The organism is Acinetobacter sp. CY81 (assembly GCF_059515925.1).
Genome location: NZ_JCAKNC010000001.1, coordinates 389,248 through 408,763, shown reverse-complemented (window position 1 = coordinate 408,763; position 19,516 = coordinate 389,248). Strand labels below are relative to the sequence as shown.

General features: G+C 38.0%; 19 protein-coding genes. 5 read left to right on the top strand and 14 right to left on the bottom strand.

Annotated elements, in window-relative coordinates; genetic code table 11:
• Positions 1-441: 441 nt before the first annotated feature.
• From eno to pyrG, 3 genes are read right to left on the bottom strand one after another with little or no spacing between them, the layout of a single operon-like run.
• Positions 442-1,731 (bottom strand): phosphopyruvate hydratase, encoded by a 1,290-nt coding sequence (gene eno / locus AC5YDM_RS01895; RefSeq protein WP_496150445.1) that lies wholly within the window; start codon positions 1,729-1,731, stop codon positions 442-444.
• Between the two features lie 44 nt (positions 1,732-1,775).
• Entirely contained in the window at positions 1,776-2,633 is an 858-nt protein-coding gene (gene kdsA / locus AC5YDM_RS01890) for a 3-deoxy-8-phosphooctulonate synthase (RefSeq protein ID WP_496125932.1), read from the bottom strand.
• Between the two features lie 48 nt (positions 2,634-2,681).
• Positions 2,682-4,322 carry a CTP synthase gene (pyrG, locus tag AC5YDM_RS01885; RefSeq protein WP_496150443.1) on the bottom strand — a complete coding sequence of 547 codons (1,641 nt, stop codon included), beginning with the start codon at positions 4,320-4,322 and terminating at the stop codon, positions 2,682-2,684.
• 228 nt (positions 4,323-4,550) lie between these two features.
• Here pyrG and AC5YDM_RS01880 point away from each other — a divergent pair, with 228 nt between their 5' ends.
• On the top strand, positions 4,551-4,949 hold the full coding sequence (locus AC5YDM_RS01880; protein WP_496150441.1) for an internalin: 399 nt from the start codon (positions 4,551-4,553) through the stop codon (positions 4,947-4,949).
• Positions 4,950-5,093: 144 nt separating this feature from the next.
• Here the strand turns inward: AC5YDM_RS01880 and AC5YDM_RS01875 are convergent, their stop codons facing one another.
• The 7 genes from AC5YDM_RS01875 to AC5YDM_RS01845 form a co-directional block, all read right to left on the bottom strand.
• Positions 5,094-5,330, bottom strand: coding sequence for a hypothetical protein (locus AC5YDM_RS01875; RefSeq protein ID WP_496150440.1), 237 nt, complete (start codon positions 5,328-5,330; stop codon positions 5,094-5,096).
• Between the two features lie 11 nt (positions 5,331-5,341).
• Complete coding sequence (locus AC5YDM_RS01870; protein WP_496150438.1) at positions 5,342-5,578, bottom strand: hypothetical protein; 237 nt, start codon at positions 5,576-5,578, stop codon at positions 5,342-5,344.
• 188 nt (positions 5,579-5,766) lie between these two features.
• On the bottom strand, positions 5,767-6,072 hold the full coding sequence (locus AC5YDM_RS01865; RefSeq protein WP_496150436.1) for a hypothetical protein: 306 nt from the start codon (positions 6,070-6,072) through the stop codon (positions 5,767-5,769).
• Complete coding sequence (locus AC5YDM_RS01860; RefSeq protein ID WP_496150435.1) at positions 6,069-6,545, bottom strand: hypothetical protein; 477 nt, start codon at positions 6,543-6,545, stop codon at positions 6,069-6,071. The genes AC5YDM_RS01865 and AC5YDM_RS01860 overlap by 4 nt, the downstream gene beginning before the upstream one ends.
• Positions 6,546-6,584: 39 nt before the next feature.
• Positions 6,585-7,682: a YheT family hydrolase gene (locus AC5YDM_RS01855; RefSeq protein WP_496150433.1), complete on the bottom strand. Its 1,098-nt coding sequence runs from the start codon at positions 7,680-7,682 to the stop codon at positions 6,585-6,587.
• A gap of 95 nt (positions 7,683-7,777) precedes the next feature.
• Complete coding sequence (locus AC5YDM_RS01850; protein ID WP_496150432.1) at positions 7,778-8,185, bottom strand: nuclear transport factor 2 family protein; 408 nt, start codon at positions 8,183-8,185, stop codon at positions 7,778-7,780.
• A 139-nt stretch (positions 8,186-8,324) separates the two neighbouring features.
• Positions 8,325-10,349 carry an oxidoreductase gene (locus AC5YDM_RS01845; protein ID WP_496150431.1) on the bottom strand — a complete coding sequence of 675 codons (2,025 nt, stop codon included), beginning with the start codon at positions 10,347-10,349 and terminating at the stop codon, positions 8,325-8,327.
• A gap of 146 nt (positions 10,350-10,495) precedes the next feature.
• Between AC5YDM_RS01845 and AC5YDM_RS01840 the strand changes: the two genes are divergently transcribed.
• Positions 10,496-11,044 (top strand): PadR family transcriptional regulator, encoded by a 549-nt coding sequence (locus AC5YDM_RS01840; RefSeq protein ID WP_496150429.1) that lies wholly within the window; start codon positions 10,496-10,498, stop codon positions 11,042-11,044.
• A gap of 80 nt (positions 11,045-11,124) precedes the next feature.
• On the top strand, positions 11,125-12,036 hold the full coding sequence (locus AC5YDM_RS01835) for an alpha/beta fold hydrolase (RefSeq protein WP_496150428.1): 912 nt from the start codon (positions 11,125-11,127) through the stop codon (positions 12,034-12,036).
• A 70-nt stretch (positions 12,037-12,106) separates the two neighbouring features.
• On the opposite strand, the gene AC5YDM_RS01830 is transcribed toward AC5YDM_RS01835, so the two are convergent.
• The 3 genes from AC5YDM_RS01830 to AC5YDM_RS01820 all read right to left on the bottom strand — a co-directional run bounded on the left by AC5YDM_RS01830 (position 12,107) and on the right by AC5YDM_RS01820 (position 16,328).
• On the bottom strand, positions 12,107-13,357 hold the full coding sequence (locus AC5YDM_RS01830) for a CaiB/BaiF CoA transferase family protein (protein ID WP_496150427.1): 1,251 nt from the start codon (positions 13,355-13,357) through the stop codon (positions 12,107-12,109).
• An 80-nt stretch (positions 13,358-13,437) separates the two neighbouring features.
• Entirely contained in the window at positions 13,438-14,880 is a 1,443-nt protein-coding gene (locus AC5YDM_RS01825; protein ID WP_496150426.1) for an MFS transporter, read from the bottom strand.
• A 227-nt stretch (positions 14,881-15,107) separates the two neighbouring features.
• Positions 15,108-16,328: an acyl-CoA dehydrogenase gene (locus AC5YDM_RS01820; protein ID WP_496150425.1), complete on the bottom strand. Its 1,221-nt coding sequence runs from the start codon at positions 16,326-16,328 to the stop codon at positions 15,108-15,110.
• Positions 16,329-16,570: 242 nt separating this feature from the next.
• Between AC5YDM_RS01820 and AC5YDM_RS01815 the strand changes: the two genes are divergently transcribed.
• Entirely contained in the window at positions 16,571-17,533 is a 963-nt protein-coding gene (locus AC5YDM_RS01815) for a LysR substrate-binding domain-containing protein (protein WP_496150424.1), read from the top strand.
• 25 nt (positions 17,534-17,558) lie between these two features.
• Positions 17,559-18,269 (top strand): SIR2 family NAD-dependent protein deacylase, encoded by a 711-nt coding sequence (locus tag AC5YDM_RS01810; protein WP_496150422.1) that lies wholly within the window; start codon positions 17,559-17,561, stop codon positions 18,267-18,269.
• Between the two features lie 171 nt (positions 18,270-18,440).
• Here AC5YDM_RS01810 and AC5YDM_RS01805 read toward each other — a convergent pair whose 3' ends face one another.
• Positions 18,441-19,352 (bottom strand): DUF4349 domain-containing protein, encoded by a 912-nt coding sequence (locus tag AC5YDM_RS01805; protein ID WP_496150421.1) that lies wholly within the window; start codon positions 19,350-19,352, stop codon positions 18,441-18,443.
• Positions 19,353-19,516 lie beyond the last annotated feature (164 nt).

The following is a 19,516-nucleotide window of genomic DNA, read 5'->3' as shown; positions in this document are numbered from 1 at the left end:
ATCCTTCTGGAATCTCTGTGCTATTAAGAATACTTACTGCTACGGTACTCATCATTTTCATCTTATATATACTGATTTCTTGCGAGAAACAAAAAAGAGTTAATGGTATTGTTCAAAATAATGAATTTTGTGGATTCTATGTCGGTTATTATGAAAAGAGAACATCGCGCAGTGCGACGAAAACAAAATATATTGAAATTAAAAAAAATAATTCGATAGAGAGTTTTTTAATAAATTTCCAAACCACTGGATTAAATCATTTGATCCAAGACCAAGAGATTTGTCTCTCCTATTACCACAACCTTTTTAGTGAAAAGTCTACGATTCATATAAAAACTAAACCCTAGCAAATTGATAATCAACCATCAAAAATAGCTGAACGACAATAAAAAACCACCCCTTTCAGAGTGGTTTTTTACAATCTAAATCAATAATTTAATATTAATTTAAACCTTTAAATTCTGCTTTACCGCGGTAAGCAGCATTGGTTAATTCTTCAATACGAAGCAATTGGTTATATTTTGCTACACGGTCAGAACGGCAAAGTGAACCAGTTTTGATTTGACCTGCTGCTGTACCCACTGCCAAGTCAGCAATTGTTGAATCTTCAGTTTCACCAGAACGGTGAGAAATCACTGTAGAGTAACCATTTGCTTTAGCAAGGTAGATCGCATCTAAAGTTTCAGTCAACGTACCGATTTGGTTGTATTTAATCAGAATAGAGTTACCTACTTTCTCATTGATACCACGTTGTAAAATTTTAGGGTTTGTAACGAATAAATCATCACCAACCAATTGGATTTTGTCGCCAAGGATTGAAGTTAGATAAGACCAACCTTCCCAATCAGACTCATCCAAACCATCTTCAATCGAGATAATTGGGTATTGATTTACTAAACCAGCTAAATAGTCAGAGAACTGGTTGCTAGTGAATGCTTTATTGCCTTCACCTGCAAGGATGTACTGACCGTTTTTGTAGAATTCTGAAGATGCACAGTCAAGCGCAAGCATGATGTCAGAACCAGCTTTGTAGCCTGTTTGACCAATTGCTTCAAGAATAACAGTAATCGCTTCTTCGTTAGAACGAAGGTTTGGTGCAAAACCACCCTCATCACCAACTGCAGTGTTTAAACCTTTTTTGTTTAAAACTGATTTTAAAGAATGGAAAATTTCAGCGCCGGCACGTAAAGCTTCAGAGAATGAAGAGAAGCCCACTGGCTCAATCATAAATTCTTGAATATCAACGTTATTGTCTGCGTGTGAACCACCATTGATGATGTTCATCATTGGTACAGGCATTGTCAAAATTGATTGACCACGTAAGTCAGCGATGTATTGGAAAAGAGGAATTTTCTTTTCGTCTGCAGCAGCACGCGCAGCAGCTAATGACACGGCTAAAGTTGCGTTTGCACCTAATTTTTCTTTATTTTCAGTGCCGTCTAAAGCGATCATCGTGTTATCGATGTCTTTTTGTTCGAAAACTGATTTACCAACCAATGCATCACGGATCAGCGTGTTTACATTGTTAACCGCAGTTTTAACGCCTTTACCTAAGTAACGAGCTTTATCGCCATCACGAAGTTCTAAAGCTTCACGAGAACCAGTTGAAGCACCAGATGGTGCACATGCACGGCCAACTACGCCAGATTCTAAGATTACGTCTGCTTCGATGGTTGGGTTACCACGAGAGTCCAAAATTTCACGTGCACGAATGTCAACGATTTGGCTCATGAACAATTCCTCAGTTGATTAATAACGAGATGCTAAAATTAGCATTAATGAGTATCTAATTTTTTGAAACCTTTCACCAAGGTATCCAATTCTTTCAGTTGCGCCAAGAATGGCTCAAGTTGCGACATACGTAGCGCACAAGGACCATCACATTTCGCTTTATCTGGATCAGGATGCCCCTCAAGGAACAATCCAGCAAGACCTGTTGCCATACCTGCACGAGCAAGTGTCGAAATCTGCGCACGACGACCGCCCGCTGAGTCAGCACGACCACCCGGTGTTTGAAGCGAATGTGTCACATCAAAAAATACAGGGACATTCATTTCTTTCATGGTGTCAAAGCCAAGCATATCTACAACCAAGTTGTTGTAACCAAATGCTGAGCCACGCTCACATAAAATTAATTTGTCATTTCCTGCTTCCAAGCACTTATTCATAATATGACGCATTTCATGCGGTGCAAGGAATTGAGCTTTTTTAATGTTGATAATGGCATCTGTTTTTGCCATCGCTTCAACAAGATCAGTCTGACGACTAAGGAAGGCTGGTAGCTGAATAATATCAGCTACCTCAGCAACAGGCGCTGCTTGATACGGTTCATGTACATCGGTAATGATCGGAACATTAAACTGCTTTTTAATGTCAGCTAACCATTCAAGACCCTTTTCAAGACCTGGGCCTCGAAAAGAAGTTAAGCTTGAGCGATTGGCTTTATCAAAACTTGCTTTAAATACATATGGAATATCTAAACGTGTGCAGATATCAATATATGTTTCAGCAATTTCAAAAGCCAAATCTTTTGACTCAAGTACGTTCATTCCGCCGAATAATACAAATGGCAAGTGATTTGCCATTTGTATATCGCCTAAACGTACAATTTCTTGTGGTTTTAGTTGCGACATTTAAACTTCCTAGTTTGTTCCTAAACGATCAAGACGTCGATACAGTCATTATTTAGTTTTAACATACTGCTGTTTTGCAGCATCGATAAAGCTAGCAAATAATGGATGCCCATCGCGTGGTGAACTTGTAAATTCCGGATGGAATTGTACAGCAATAAACCAAGGATGTTCAGGAATTTCAACAGTTTCTACTAAACGTTGTACTGGTGAATAACCTGAAATTTTCATTCCTTTCTCTTCTAGAGCTGGAATGAAACGGTTGTTCATTTCGTAACGATGACGATGACGTTCAACAATCTCATTTGAACCATAAACCTGAGCTGTTTTGGTACCTTCAACCAATTCAGATTTTTGAGCACCCAAACGCATCGTACCGCCAAGATCAGACTCAGCACTACGTTGTTGAACTTCACCACGTTCATCTAACCATTCAGTGATTAAACCAATCAATGGAGACTTCGTTGAACGGTTAAATTCAGTAGAAGTTGCATCTGCAATACCCGCAACATTACGTGCATATTCGATTACAGCCAATTGCATACCTAAACAAATACCAAGGAATGGCACTTTGTTTTCGCGAGCAAATTGAATCGCCTTCATTTTGCCTTCTGTACCACGTTCACCGAAGCCACCTGGAACTAAGATTGCATCAGCATCTTTCAATACTTCTGCGGCATCTTGGCTTTCAAGTTCTTCTGCATTTACGTAGTCAATCTGAACTTTAACGAGGTTTTTCACACCAGCGTGTAAAAGTGCTTCGTTTACAGATTTGTATGCATCTGGAAGTTCAACGTATTTACCGACCATTGCAACACGTACTGTATATTCAGGGTTCAATAAAGACTGAACAACATTATCCCAATCAGTTAAATCTGCTTCAGGTAAGTCGTTATAGCCAAAACGCTCACAGATAAGATCATCAACGTCTTGTTCATAGAATGTACGTGGAATTTCATAAATCGTACGAGCATCTTTACATACTACAACTGCACGCGCTTCTACGTTAGTGAATAACGCAATTTTACGTTTAGTGTCTGCATCAACATCGTATTCAGTACGACAAATCAAAATATCTGGCTGAATACCAATCGACAATAACTCTTTTACAGAGTGTTGAGTCGGCTTAGTTTTAAGCTCAGCAGCTGATTTGATATATGGAAGCAAAGTAAGATGCATTAGCATGGTGCGTTTATGACCAAGCTCAACCATCAACTGACGTACAGATTCCATGAATGGGAGAGATTCAATGTCACCTACTGTACCGCCGATCTCAACGATCGCAACGTCATAACCTTCACCAGCGCGAAGTACGCGCTCTTTAATATTATCCGTAATATGTGGAATAACTTGAACTGTACCGCCAAGATAGTCACCACGACGTTCTTTGTTTAGAACATCTTGGTAAACACGGCCTGAAGTAAAGTTATTTAACTTAGTCATTTTTGCACGACGTAAGAAACGTTCGTAATAACCCAAGTCTAAATCAGTTTCAGCACCATCCTCAGTGACAAAAACCTCTCCATGTTGGAATGGGCTCATTGTCCCTGGATCGACATTAATGTATGGATCCATTTTGACCATGGTAACTTTTAAACCACGGGCTTCTAAAAGTGCAGCAACTGAAGCAGCTGAAATACCTTTACCTAGTGATGAAACTACACCACCAGTCACGAAAATAAAATGGGTCATTGGGTTTCTCGTACAATCAAGCCTAATTCGGCCTACAATGTTGCGCAATTTTACTTTACCTTGTACCAATAAAGCAAAGTCAATCCGCATCAATTCAAAGAACAATAAACAATTGGTTATTCTATCATCATTTCCAATAAAGATTTAGTCAAACTTAGGGTGATTTCATCATGTGAATTTGCTGTTATACTACCGACATCAATTTATCAAGTTTTGTTTTGAGCGATTATGAATAAGAAACTTTTAATTGCTGGTGCGATTGCAACTGCATTGGTTTTAACAGCATGTGTAAAAAAAGAAGAACCTAAAGAACCAGAACAGGAAACAACAACTGAAGAAGTTCAACAACCTGTTCAAGTTGATCCTGTAGAGCCGACTGAAGTTGAAATTCCACCTGCTCCTGTGTCTGTAGAGCACCAAGAGTCGAATAACACATCAGCTACGATTACTCGTGAATATCGCGATGCGCCTGCTGCTCAGGAATCAAATCCAGTTCCTAAAGCTGAACCTAAGCCTGCTGTAGAAAAACCGACTCCTTCGCCTAAAGCGAACTCTGAGACTGGTCAATCTGAAGATGATGCAGTTGCTGCTGCCATTGCTGCTGCTACGCCTGCTTTAGATAACTAATTTTTTAGATTTATCTGATGTAAAAAACCGAGCTATATGTCTCGGTTTTTTATTTTTAAATTAATATTCATAAAAAGGATCAAATAAAATCCAGAGGTTCATCTTTTGAGCTAAATCTACAAGCTTTATAATTTCTTCTAAAAATTATTTTTTATATTGATCAGTTGTATTTAATTCCAACTTTAACAATTCATTTCTAACTTGAGTCAAATCATCCCCATTGAATAATTCATGATCTATAAATGTAATTTCAGATAGTAATGGAAAATCAGTACTATCTAAATCTAACAACACAGAAGCAATTTCTGCCGAAACAACAATATTTTCGATAGCTTTTTTGCTTTCTATAGCATTTACATCAAAAATATGGACTGCGAACACTTCTTTACCTCTTACAATCCAAAACCTTGGATTACCTCATCCACAATGAAGTAAAAATCACTTAATCTAAATTTAAAACGAACATCATTCTTATCTTGATAAAATAGGTGGAAAAACTCTATCTCAATATTCTCTTCCCTTTTTTCTTGACTAATTAGACATAAAATTTGTCCATCAAAGGAAATTTCAGCAGTTAAATGTTTATGAGATGAATCACTTACATGATCAATATTAAATTTTGATTTCATTATTTGACCTGTGTTTTTTTGTTTAAATATCACCATCTTTGAAAAAATATTTTTAATATTGGATTATCAATGCACCAATCTTTCCACAATCAATTAACTTCAAATTCAATTTCTTTTTTATCAACTGTCTGTAAATAATCTAACCATTTATTCAATATTTCCACAAACGAATCAAGATTAAGTTCATCTTAATAGGAATCACCAAAGCGCTCTTTAAAAATAATATTATCTTGTTGAATAATAGCTTTAGCAGAATCTGTCAAATTAACAAGTTCAACTCTCCACATCATATTTTCAAGCTTATATAAATTTATGATATTTAATATTCTATATACTGAGTCAGTAGTATCCATTGAACCTATGAAATTAGCTGCAACACTCCAATATTTTTCTTCGTCATTTTCAATTTTCTGCGTTATATTCAAGTAAGGAAAGTGAATGATTTCACCTCCTTCATATTCTTGAGTCCAATTAAAAAAGAACTTCACTTTCATAAATATTTATCCTGCATTAAACCTAATTTATATCGCTGAATCATCTCATCTATTGCATACACAATATCATTATCCTCAGCACTCAAATTCAAGCCTATTGCAATTTTTTTCATATCTGTCATGGCTTTATAATTAAATTTTCGTAAAAATAGATCTAAAATCACATATCTAAACTCATCATTCATTTTATTTTTTGAAACTTTTATCAAACTTTCTTTTAATCGTTCAAATTGTTGATCATTGATTTTTTCAAAGTCAGAATACAAGTGGTGTGCAAACCACTCAATACCTTTAGTCTTTAGTAAATCCTCATCAGATAAAACATCCATATAGAAATTAAATATATTTTCAGGAAAGCTCTGCTCCAAAAGCATAGAATATTCAATTTCATGTACGAGATTATTCAAAAATTTACTATTTCCACTTTTACCCTTTCTACAAAAAACTTCTTTTTCAATTTGATCTAAATTCACATACCCTCGCTAAAATATCCAACATATTAAACAGCACTTTTATCTAGTCTTAGTTTGAGTTAATAAAAACTCAGCCATCAATTTATTCGCCCATGAATGTGTTGATCTTGTTCCTTCATAAAACCCACAATGACTTCCCTTTTTGGTCGTCACAACCACAATATTATCCATATTTTGGATCATATCTTTATAGGGTTCTAAATTTTGAATATGACACACAGGATCATCTTCAGCATTTAAAATCATCAGAGGAATTTTGACATTTTCAAACACATAAACAGGGTTCACCGCTTTGTGATATGACTCAAGGCTTTCATAGCCCGCCAAGTGATAATACCGTGACTGAAAGTCTTGCAAATTGGTGGTGTGTAGAACATGAGCGACATCCGATAAAGATGCCCAAGTAGTTTTATAAGGATGTATAAAAGCTTTAAATAACTTCTTGGTCATCACTTTTGAATAAAATGGATGAACAAGGTTAAAACCTGTTTCGGTGTTATAGCCTGGGCACAAAGCAAATGCGGCTTTTAATGGTGTCTGTTCACCCTCTTCACCCAGATAACGAACCAGCAATCCAGTTCCTGCAGATGAACCCACACCATATAAATCAGACTTTGGAAATGTAGTTTGAATAAATTCAATTTGCTCTTTTAAATCTGCTGTAGATCCAAATAGATTAATTTTTGGTACAGGCATCGGCAATTTTGCATGACCACGGCGAATACAAAGTGCAATACGCCAACCTGTGTATTGATTCAAGTCTTTTACCAATTCACGCATGCTTTCAGGTGACCCTGTAATGGTATGCATGAGAACAATCGTGGGCGTATCCTTTGGAAGATCATATCCAAACCAAACCACTGCAGTCACTCCACCATCTTGCATGGTCAGTTGATCAACTTTGTCATATTCAAGCTGAATCGTTCTTTTACGAATCAAATCAAAATACAATAAATGAATATGGGTATTAGCTAACCACGGTGTAGGACGATACTTATTTTGAAGTTGATCCAATTGTTCAATAATTTTGGCTGACGAGCTCTGAGACTTAAAATAAAGCTTAGGACGTTCAGCACCTGTCAGCTGATCAAGGACATTTTCTATAACAAAATTCAGTTTTTTAATCATGATATTCATGCTTTCTAAACCTTATACTTTTCACATTAATTTTAGTTTATGTACAAAATCTATGCAAAAGTCATTCCCTGATCAACATATTCAACTGTATTAACTTAATTAGACGGCGCTTGAGCCATACGCTGTCCCATTAAAGTCGCTAATGCTTCAATTCCACTTTTAGGACGAATCATCACCTCAAAATCAACCATTTTACCCTCTTCATTGAAACGAATCATATCAATCCCTTTGAGTTTTTTATCTCCAATATTTGCAGAAAATTCTAAAACTACATTTAAACCATCTTCGGTATAAAATTCACGGTGATAAGTAAAGTTTTCAAAAATTTGAATCACATTGCTCAAAATAAAAAATACGACAGGCTTTCCTGGATAGGGATTAAATGCAACAGGTGAACGGAACACAATGTCATCTTCCAAAAGCTCATTGAGAATAGACATGTCACGATTGGCCAACATTTCATGCCAGCGTGCAATTGATTGTTGAGTTTGTTGAATCGCCATATAAAATTCCTTTTCAAATATTCTTCATTTTAGGTTTTAATTCATGCTGAGTAAGAGTCGAAACTATCACTCAAATACCCTCTATTAAACTTAATCAGAATAGAAAATTTAATAGAGGATTTATCTTATTGAGTAATGCTTAAATTACAGCTGCCAATTCAGCACCTTGACGTATTGCGCGTTTTGCATCTAATTCACCTGCTTCTTTAGCCCCACCAATGAGGTGTACAGACTTCCCTGCTTGCTGTAACTGTTCATACATCGCTGTAAATGACTCTTGACCTGCACAGATCACCACATGATCTACATCAAGTACTTTAACTTGCCCATCAACTGAAATATGCAAACCTGCATCATCAATTTTTTCATAGTTCACACCGGGAATCATATTTACATTGCGATTTTTTAAACCTGTACGGTGAATCCAACCTGTGGTCTTGCCTAGCCCTGCACCTACAGATTTCGCTTTACGTTGTAATAGATAAATTTCACGCTCAGATTGTTCAACCACAGGTTCTTTTAGACCACCGACATGTGCATAGCTCGTGTCGATTCCCCATTCATCATAGAATTTTTCAGCATTGAGACTTGAACTTTCACCTGAATGAGTTAAATATTCCGCTGTATCAAAACCGATACCGCCGGCACCAATAATCGCTACACGTTTTCCAACAGGTACGCGGTCTTTCAGAACTTCGATATAAGACAAGACTTTAGGGTGATCGATTCCTGGAATATCTAATGAACGTGGGGTTACACCTGTCGCCACAACGATTTCATCAAACTCAGAGTCATTTAACTCTTCAAATGTCGCGGTATGCTTCAACTGTAATTTGATATTTGGTTTGAGTTCAATTTGACGTTTGAAATAACGTAATGTTTCGTAGAACTCTTCTTTACCCGGAATCGTTTTCGCAATATTAAACTGACCACCGATTTGATTTGCCGCATCAAAAATGGTGACTTGATGTCCACGATCAGCGGCATAGGTTGCAAAACTTAATCCTGCTGGACCCGCACCAATTACTGCAATATTTTTAACTTGTTCACTTTGTTTGAAAATCAGTTCCGTTTCAAAACACGCACGTGGATTGACTAAACAGGTTGCTATACGCAGTGAAAAAATATGATCTAAACATGCTTGGTTACAACCGATACAAGTGTTGATCTCATCACTTTTACCAGCTTCAGCTTTATTCACAAATGCAGAGTCCGCCAATAATGGTCGCGCCATCGACACTATGTCTGCATGACCTGAAGCCAATACATGCTCAGCCATTTCAGGTGTATTAATTCGGTTTGAAGTAATTAATGGTACCTTGACATGCCCTTTTAGTTTTTCAGTCACCCATGTAAATGCTGCACGTGGTACTTTGGTAGCAATCGTCGGAATACGCGCTTCATGCCAGCCTACGCCAGTATTGATAATGGTTGCACCCGCTTTTTCGATTTCTTTAGCGAGATAAATTACTTCATCTAAAGTCGAACCACCTTCAACCAAATCCAGCATCGAGAGACGATAAATAATAATGAAGTTCTCACCCACTTCTTGGCGGGTACGTCTCACGATTTCGATTGGAAGTCGAATTCGATTTTCATAACTACCTCCCCATTCATCATCACGATGATTGGTACGTGCAGCAATAAATTCATTAATTAAGTAACCTTCTGACCCCATGATTTCAACACCATCATACCCAGCGTGTTGTGCCAATTTGGCACAATTGGCAAAATCTGCGATGGTTTGATTCACTTCAGCAGAGGTCAAAGCATGTGGCTTGGTTGGGTTAATCGGGGCTTGAATGGCAGAAGGTGCTACGTTTTCAGCTTGATAAGAATAGCGACCTGTATGCAGAATTTGCATCGCAATCTTACCGCCTGCATCATGCACCGCCTGTGTAATGACTTTATGTTTTTCAGCTTCTTCTAGCGTATCTAATTTTGAACCACCTGCAAAAGTCACCCCAGCATCATTTGGTGCGATGCCCCCTGTCACAATCAAGCCTACACCACCTGCCGCACGCTCTGAATAAAATGCAGCCATACGATCATAACCACCGGGAACTTCCTCTAAACCGATATGCATTGACCCCATCAAGACACGGTTTTTTAAGGTAGTAAATCCTAAATCTAAGGGTGAAAGTAAATTTGGATAATTTGACATCAGTACTCCTTGGCTGGCTTTTGCTGGCATTTTTGTTGTTTATTGCACTTTGTTGCATTCGCATTCAATAACTTTATAAGCGAGAATTGCATTTTGTGCAACATGTTGCATAATAGACTTTAATCAATTTTGTTAGAAAAATTATAATGTCGTTGTCCCATGTACTACTCACCAGTTTAATCGAAAGACCTAGCTCAGGTTTCGAGCTTGCTCGTCGCTTTGATAAGTCTATGGGATTTTTCTGGAAAGCGACGCATCAACAAATCTATCGTGAATTGGGCACAATGCAGTCCAAAGGATGGATATCAATTTTAGAAAGTGAACAAGATACTGGTCGTAAGAAAACCTACCAAGTTGAATTGGCAGGACGAATAGAACTCACTGAATGGCTCAATAAACAAGGTCAACCGGCTCAATTACGTGAAGAGCTCATGGTACGTCTACGGGTCGAAGCCCAATTGGGACAAAATACCCTACTTCCAGAGTTAGAACGCCATTTAATTTTGCATCAAAATCAGTTAAAACTTTATCAAATCATTTTTGATAAAGACTTTGCTCAATCCAATGATCAAGATCGAAAACTCTATATTCACAAAATGATTTTACAACTGGGTATTGAATTGGAACAAGGTTGGATCAATTGGCTAGAGCGTGTTATTCACCAGCTTAAACAGTTTGATCAAGCATCTAAATAAATGAGTCTGCCTATAGTTCTGGTTTTAAACATAGATTCTATAGCTGAAATACCATCTCAAAATAAAAACAAGGTACAACTATGCCTCATTTTAAAATGCCTGACGGCGAACAACTTTATGTCAGAATCATTGGACGTGGAGAGCCTGTATTGGTGCTATCTGGCTTAGGCATGCAAAGTTGGCAATGGTTGCCTTACTTAGCAATGAATTTGAATAAATTCCAGTTCATTATTCCAGATTGGCGTGGTTTTGGTGGATCTAAAAATTGTGCGATCCCGCAAGATTTAAATGCCATAGAAAATCATTGGCGTGATGTTAAAACCCTAATCGAACAACTTAAATTAGATCAATTTATTTTGATGGGATATTCCATGGGGGCAACTACTTCCATGCATGGGTTTCACTATGGAGATTTAGCTTCAAAAATTAAGGCATATTTACATATCGACCAAACGCCAAAAATTAGCTCTGATGAGTCTTGGCGTTATGGATTAATGGGCGATAAGCATCTTCAAGTTAAACAATTATTAGCCTCACTTGATGATTTTCTGAGTCAAAGAGTATCAATTCAATATATTGACGAACTCTCGACTCAAGATCATCAAGACTTAACCGAAATGTGGCTGAAGTTCATTAGCTTACAAGCCTCAGATAACATGACACCGAAAATATTTAAATTGGCATTCAATACGCCCAAACTGAAAAACCATCTTTTACCGATAAAACGATTAGATTATTTGAAATGGTATATTTCTAATTATTTAAATCACACAGAAGACTATCGCCAAGCAATAGCGAAATTGAATTGTTCAACGACTTTCTTTATTGGCGAACAGTCAACGCTTTACCCATCTATCGGGCAAATCCAAATTGCAGAATCTGTTCAAAACTCTAAATACGTCCTATTTAAGCGTTCTGGGCATACACCCTTGACGTCTGAGCCGATTAAATTCACCCAAGAAATTTCAAAGTTTTTGAAAAATAGTATTTAAAATGATGCTTCATTAATAAAGGCTCAAACGCTGAGCCTTTATGATTTACTTTTGAAAGGATGAGATTTAACTAGCTCGTTTTATCCATTTGAATAAAGCCAAAATGCTCAATCACGCCTTTATTCTTTAGGGCTTGAATTTCAGACTCATTGCGATATCGACTCAGTATTTCGGCTGTATGCTCGCCTAACATTGGTGGTGCACGATGGTATTCTACTGGCGTGTCCGACATTCGAATGGGCGATGCAATCATTTTGAATTGATCGTTTAAAGCATGTTCCATTGAAACAACCATATTACGATGCCGAATTTGCGGTTCTTCAAATGCATCTTCAATGCTATTAATAACGCCAACTGGAACTTTGTATTGGTGAATTGCATCAACCCAATGTTTAGCTTGCTGACTCAGAAAGTGCTGACTTAAACATTGAATCAATTCTACTCTATTTTTGACACGATCTTGATTTTTAATATAGCGGTGATCGTCTAACAGTTCAGTCAACCCAATCGCGATGCACAAATCCTTAAATTGCTTATCATTTCCGCATGCAATAATAAATTCTTTATCCTTTGCTTTAAATGTTTGATATGGAACAATGTTGGGATGACTATTCCCCATACGCTTTGGCGAAACACCTGTAGTGAGATAGTTCATACCTTGATTGGCTAAAGTTGCAACTTGGACATCTAATAATGAAATATCGATGTATTGCCCACGACCCGTATGTTGTCTTGCCAATAGCGCTGCTTGTATAGCAACTGTAGCATACAGCCCAGTTTGAATATCAACAACAGCAACACCCACCTTTTGAGACCCTGCTCCAGGCTCACCTTCTTTTTCACCTGTGATACTCATTAACCCTGACATACCTTGAATCACAAAGTCATAGCCAGGTTCTTCAGCGCGTGGTCCAGTTTGACCAAACCCTGTGATTGAGCAATAGACCAGTTTCGGGTTAATTGCACTCAAGGTTTCAAAATCTAACCCATACTTAGCCAGTGAACCAACTTTATAGTTTTCAATGACCACATCTGAATTCATCGCAATATCTCGAACCAATGCTTGTCCTTCTGCTGTCGCTATATCAATCGCAACTGAATACTTATTACGATTGGCACATTGAAAATAACCAGACTCACGTGTCATTTCACCCGATGCATCCATCATCCAAGGTGGCCCCCAAGTACGCGTATCATCACCTACTTTTGGACGTTCGATTTTAATCACTTCAGCACCTAAATCCGCTAAAATTTGACCACACCATGGTCCTGCCAGTACACGGCTTAAATCTAATACTCGAATTCCTTGCAATGCACTCATGATTTTTGCCTCCTTTTATTTCAAGCTTGGGATTTAAAGCGCTTCAAGAAAGCTTCCCAAGCTTGAAAATTTTATTATTTTTAGGTTTTACTGGTGGTTAAGGTATCAGCTTTGACGGTCGTTTCAGTTGTTACACCGTCAGCAACACTGGCATCCTCTTTGTCTTGATTGACCAATGAAGATTGTTGCGGATCGTATTGACGTTCACGAATCAATAACCCTGGAATCACACCTGCAATGAAGTAAGCAGCCCCCATTACGATAAATGCCATGGTGAATGAACTACCAGCCGCAATCATACCAATCGTCGCTGGAGCAATCGCAGCACCCAAACGCCCCATATTATATGCACCACCAATCGCAGTCCCACGTACATCCGTTGAGAAACTTTCTGCCATATAGGTTGCATTTACACCATATGGAATACCGTATAAGAAACCAAAGATCACCAATAAATATGCAATATTGTCAGGTGTATTAAAGAAGATAATCACAGGTAAGAATGCTGCCGTCGTGACGGTACCAAAAACAAAAGTTATTCGTCGTCCTAACTTATCTGCTGCATAACCTGCTAAAATTTTACCCAAAATCATCGCTGTATATGCACCCACCATATAACCCGTTAAGGCTTTAAAGTTCATATTCAGTTCAGTTTCAAGATACATTGGCATCCAGTTATTTACACCATAATAACCAAACTGTAAGAATGCAGCCGTGGTCATCCAAAGCAAGAACATTTTACGATGTTGGGTATGACTGAAAATACGTTTGTAAATACTTTCAGATGCTTTAGCAGTCGGTTGTCCTGAAACAGGCTGATTAACCTGTGTTGTAATAGGATCAAGCTTTAATTGTTTTTGCTTAAGCTGATTAATTTTTGCTTCTTGCCATGATGCAGGCTCAGGTACATAGCGCATAAAGATTAAAGCAAATGCTGCTGGAATAATGGTGACATAAAACAACATACGCCAGCCATGATCAGGAATGATCGCACCTGCCATTAAAGTCGCCACGATATAACCCACGGTTTGACCTGTTTGAAGTGTCCCCAGTACGGTTGTGCGATATTTGGTCGGAACGTATTCAGCCATTAAAGTATTACACGCCATATAAAGTGAACCTAAACCAAAGGCACCAATAAAGCGTAAAATCATAAATTGCTCGTAGCTTTGAGTAAAACCCAAAATACAGGTCATAATCGAAAAGAAAACCACTGACCAAGCAATCGTTTTTACACGACCAAATTTGTCACAAGCCCATCCACCCGTAATACCACCTAGCGCCATACCTGCCAATGAAGCACTGCCTAACATCCCTGCTTCAAAATTGGTTAAGCCAAATTCAGCTTTTAAACTGGTTAAACTAAATGACAGCAACATGATATCTACGCCGTCGATTACCAGCGAGACAAATGCAAATATAAAAGCCAGCTTCCATGTTTTCGACGTGATCTTATGGGCAGTACCCACATTTGAAGGCAGTTTTAATCCGATCACATCACTGTTTTGTATTTCATTATTCATCATCCATACCCTCATTTTCCCAAATGAGTCATCGGATCTACATCTAAATGCTTTTAAATATAAATATTTGATTATTATTATTTTTATAAAAATTTACACTTTCAAAATAACAAAGCATCTCTATAGACTCTCGATGAATCCTTTTTCGATCTATTATTGAATTGACTAGAATTTAACATTGAGGGAATTATCCGTATTCCCTCAAAGGGTCTTTTAAAGAGGTATTTCTAATTCGCGAATGCTGCGATACCTGTTTGGGCACGACCTAAAATGAGTGCATGAACATCATGTGTACCTTCATAAGTATTCACGACTTCAAGGTTCACTAGATGTCGAGCAACACCAAATTCATCACTAATGCCGTTACCGCCCATCATGTCACGTGCAACGCGTGCAATATCTAAAGCTTTACCACAGTTATTACGCTTAATTAGAGATGTGCCTTCAACAGAGGCAATGCCTTCATCTTTCATCCGACCAAAGCGCAAAGCCACCTGTAGACCTAAAGCGATTTCAGTTTGCATATCTGCAAGTTTCTTTTGAATCAATTGATTCGCAGCAAGTGGACGACCAAATTGTTTACGATCCATCGTATATTGATGTGCAGCATGCCAACAGAATTCTGCTGCACCCATCGCGCCCCAAGCAATCCCATAGCGAGCACTGTTTAGGCAAGTGAATGGACCTCTTAATCCACGCACTTCTGGAAAAGCATTTTCCTCAGGTACGAAAACATTATCCATCACAATTTCACCTGTGATCGATGCACGTAAACCCACTTTGCCATGAATGGCTGGTGCAGAAAGACCTTCCCAACCTTTTTCTAAAATGAAACCGCGTATGTCGCCAACGTTGCCTTCAGCAGATACTTCTTTAGCCCAAACGACAAATACATCTGCAATCGGACTATTGGTGATCCACATTTTGGCACCTGTTAAACGGTATCCACCCTCTACTTTTTTCGCTCGAGTAATCATACTGCCGGGATCAGAACCATGATCAGGCTCCGTTAAGCCGAAACATCCGATATATTCGCCTGTTGCAAGTTTTGGTAAATACTTTTGCTTTTGCTCTTCAGAGCCGAATTCATTAATGGGAACCATCACCAAAGAACTTTGCACACTTGCCATTGAACGATAACCTGAATCGACGCGCTCAATTTCACGCGCAACTAAGCCGTAGCTCACATAGTTTAGCCCTGCACCGCCATATTGTTCTGAAATCGTTGGACCTAAGAGGCCAAGCTCACCCATCTCACGAAAAATAGTCACATCCGTTTTTTCATGACGAAATTGTTCAAGTACACGTGGTGCAAGCTTATCTTGGCAATAGGCAAATGCAGTATCGCGAATCATCCGTTCATCTTCGGTTAACTGTTGTTCGATCAGAAATGGATCTTGCCAATTAAATTGAACTTTTGCTTTTTTTGTCGTGACCATTTGATTCATAGCATCCTCTGCTTATTTAGATCATTATTTTCATCTTGATGCTATGTCTGTGTTCGCTATAATTCAAACGATATATATGCATGCAGATATGCTATTTTGGAATATCTAAAATTAAATTGAATAAATAAGCGTGTTTTAAATGTCTAATTTCAAATCAATGCTTTTAAAATTTGAATATTTTGCATAGATTAAAGCACTAACTATGTATTTAACTTATACCTAAATGGATCAAGGACTCTTCCATGCGGCGAACTATTCCATCTCTACAGGGACTGTTATGTTTTGAATCTGCGGCAAAACATCAGAGTTATACTCACGCATCTCAAGAGCTTTTTATTACTCAAAGTGCTGTATCCCGACAAATCCAACAGCTAGAAGACTTACTGGGTTTAAGCTTATTTAACCGCACACGACATGGCGTTGAATTGACTCAAGCGGGTCAGCAGTATTATCAAAGTATTAAGCCTTATTTAATTGGCTTGGAGCAATGTACTTTAGATGTCATTACACATAAAGGTTTAGGTGGAACTTTAAAATTAGGTGTTGTGCCGACATTTGCCACCCGCTGGCTACTGCCTAAATTACAACGGTTTAATCAGATTCATCCTGAAATCACCATTCATTTAGAAACCAGTACCAAACCTTTTTTATTTAATGAAAATATATTTGATGCTGCTATTTACGCAGGTACACAACAACAAATTGATCATTGGCCAGGTACACAAACCCATTTTTTAATGACTGAAGATGTCGTACCCGTCTGTTCACCACAACTGATCGAAAAACATTTTCCTGATGCTAAAAAGATAAATCCTCATTGTTATGATCTCGACTCAGAACAGATCATTCAACTGCCTCTGCTACAACAAACGACACGATTGAATATTTGGCAAGAATGGTGTGAAAAACATCAAATTGAACACCCCAAACCTTTTGAAGGACAACGCCATGAGCTTTTTTCCATGCTAGCCGTAGCGGCAACACATAGCATGGGAATGGCACTGATCCCTCAAATGCTCATCAAGAAAGAATTGGAGTCTTCAGAACTGGTGATCGCCACCAATAAAACGCTCACAGGAGTAAGATCCTATTATCTCGTGCATTCTAGTCAAGAAAACTCAATGCTCATTGAAAAATTTGTAGATTGGATTCAACTCGAATTAAAAAATGAAGCACTTCCTTATTCTTTTGGAACTATTGAGTAAACAGAGCTATTAAATGAATAAACTAATGAAAAAGCCAATAAGAAATATAGTCATTTTCTCTGGTGCAGGCATGAGTGCTGAAAGTGGCATTAGTACTTTTCGTGATAGCAATGGTCTATGGGAAAATTATGATATTCAGCAAGTCGCTACACCTGACGCTTGGGCGAAAGATCCTAAACTTGTGCAACGATTCTATAATGAACGGCGTAAAAATATTTCCGAAGCTGAACCCAATGCAGCGCATCAAACCATCGCAGGATTAGAATCGAATGATCAGTATGATGTACAAGTGATTACCCAAAATATTGATGATTTACATGAGCGTGCAGGAAGTTCAAACGTATTGCATTTGCATGGCAATATTCGTCTTGCTAAAAGCTCTGGGCCCAATGCTCAATATAGTCAGGAGTTTTATCCCATTACAGGAGATGAACTTAAATTAGATCGTGATTTATGTCCATTGGGTTATCCCTTAAGACCGCACGTGGTCTGGTTTGGCGAAGCCGTCTCAGCTTACGATGAAGCCATACAGATTATTCAAAATGCCGATATTTTTATCGTGATTGGTTCTACATTGACGGTATATCCTGTTGCAGGATTAATCCATGAGATTTCTAAACAATGCCAAGCATTCTATATTGACCCTCAGGCAGATCACTCTCGTGTACCACATCAGTACCAATGTTTGAAGATGACTGCAACTGAAGGAATGCATCAAATTCTAAAACTTATTTAAAAGTTTTAATCCGTTAGAGCCCAATTTTTTCGGCTAAAATATTTGCATCTACACAATTCAAGTTCAGAAATAATTACAACCCATTTCGCATAAAACAAAAACCAGTGATCAACTTTGATTTAAAGCTGTCAATCACTGGTTCATATTGATGAAGGCTAACCCTCTACCATTTTATTTAATTTTATTGATCCACGGTTTGCATAGACGATACAGAAGGAAAATGACCATCGCCAACAGATAGAGTGGCCAAATCGTAATCATGATCACCAATAAGTCTAGAACAAAACGCCAGCCATATTGAATTCCATTCCACGCGCGTTTCCAGAAACTATCAGCATTCAGTCGTGCAACTGCATCAACATCAATATCTATACGCTCACGAACCAAGGTAGGCTGACTGATCGCAAGCGTAATGGTGCTATAACGAACTCGATCTTGTACTTCCATACGAGTCAGTCGTGCAATTTCATTCATCTGAGCATTACGTGTATCGCTTGGAACAGTTTGCGTTTGAGAAATTTTATCTTCAAGCAGTCTGAGTTCATAACGTTTAGCTGAGTATTGTTGTTGATTTAAAAAATACATCAAAGGTAAAAGTTGATTTACCACATTGGCTGCACGTTCACTCGGAACACGAATCACCATAGAGGCAAGTGGATCAACCTTTTCAAAGACTTTGACCTTAGCTTCTGCGATGCTTTGACGATTTGAATCGACAACATTAAAGTCGATATTCTTTTGTTCAATGAAACCACCCGCTTCTAAGGTGATTTTTTCAATCGCAAGGGTAGTTTTTACAACATCCTGCGCACTAAAGTTAATATTCGCTTCTCGAACCATACGACGTGCTGATTCAGCAGGATTAATCTGCGTATTCAATATCACATCAGGCTTTTGTTCAGTAACAGGCGTTGTATTTGGCTCATTGGTCATTGCATCGACAGCAGCTTTAGCATCCGCCGCATCTGCAGCGACAACCTGTTCAGCATTTGCCTCAACATCTGCCGATGCTTCTTCAGTTCTTTTTGAACAACCCGCTAAAGTAATCGCACATAAAAGTGCAATTAAAAATTTATTATTCATTTCAAGTCTACTTCATTTATAAGAAAAATTTAAAAAATAGTTATTTTGCTGGGCAAGTATAAATGTTGATTATTCGTTCTAAAGTAATGAATTGTTATAAAAAAAAGATGATGCTTATGCATCATCTTTCTGAAAAGTCTGAAATTAGTAAAATCTTAAAGTTG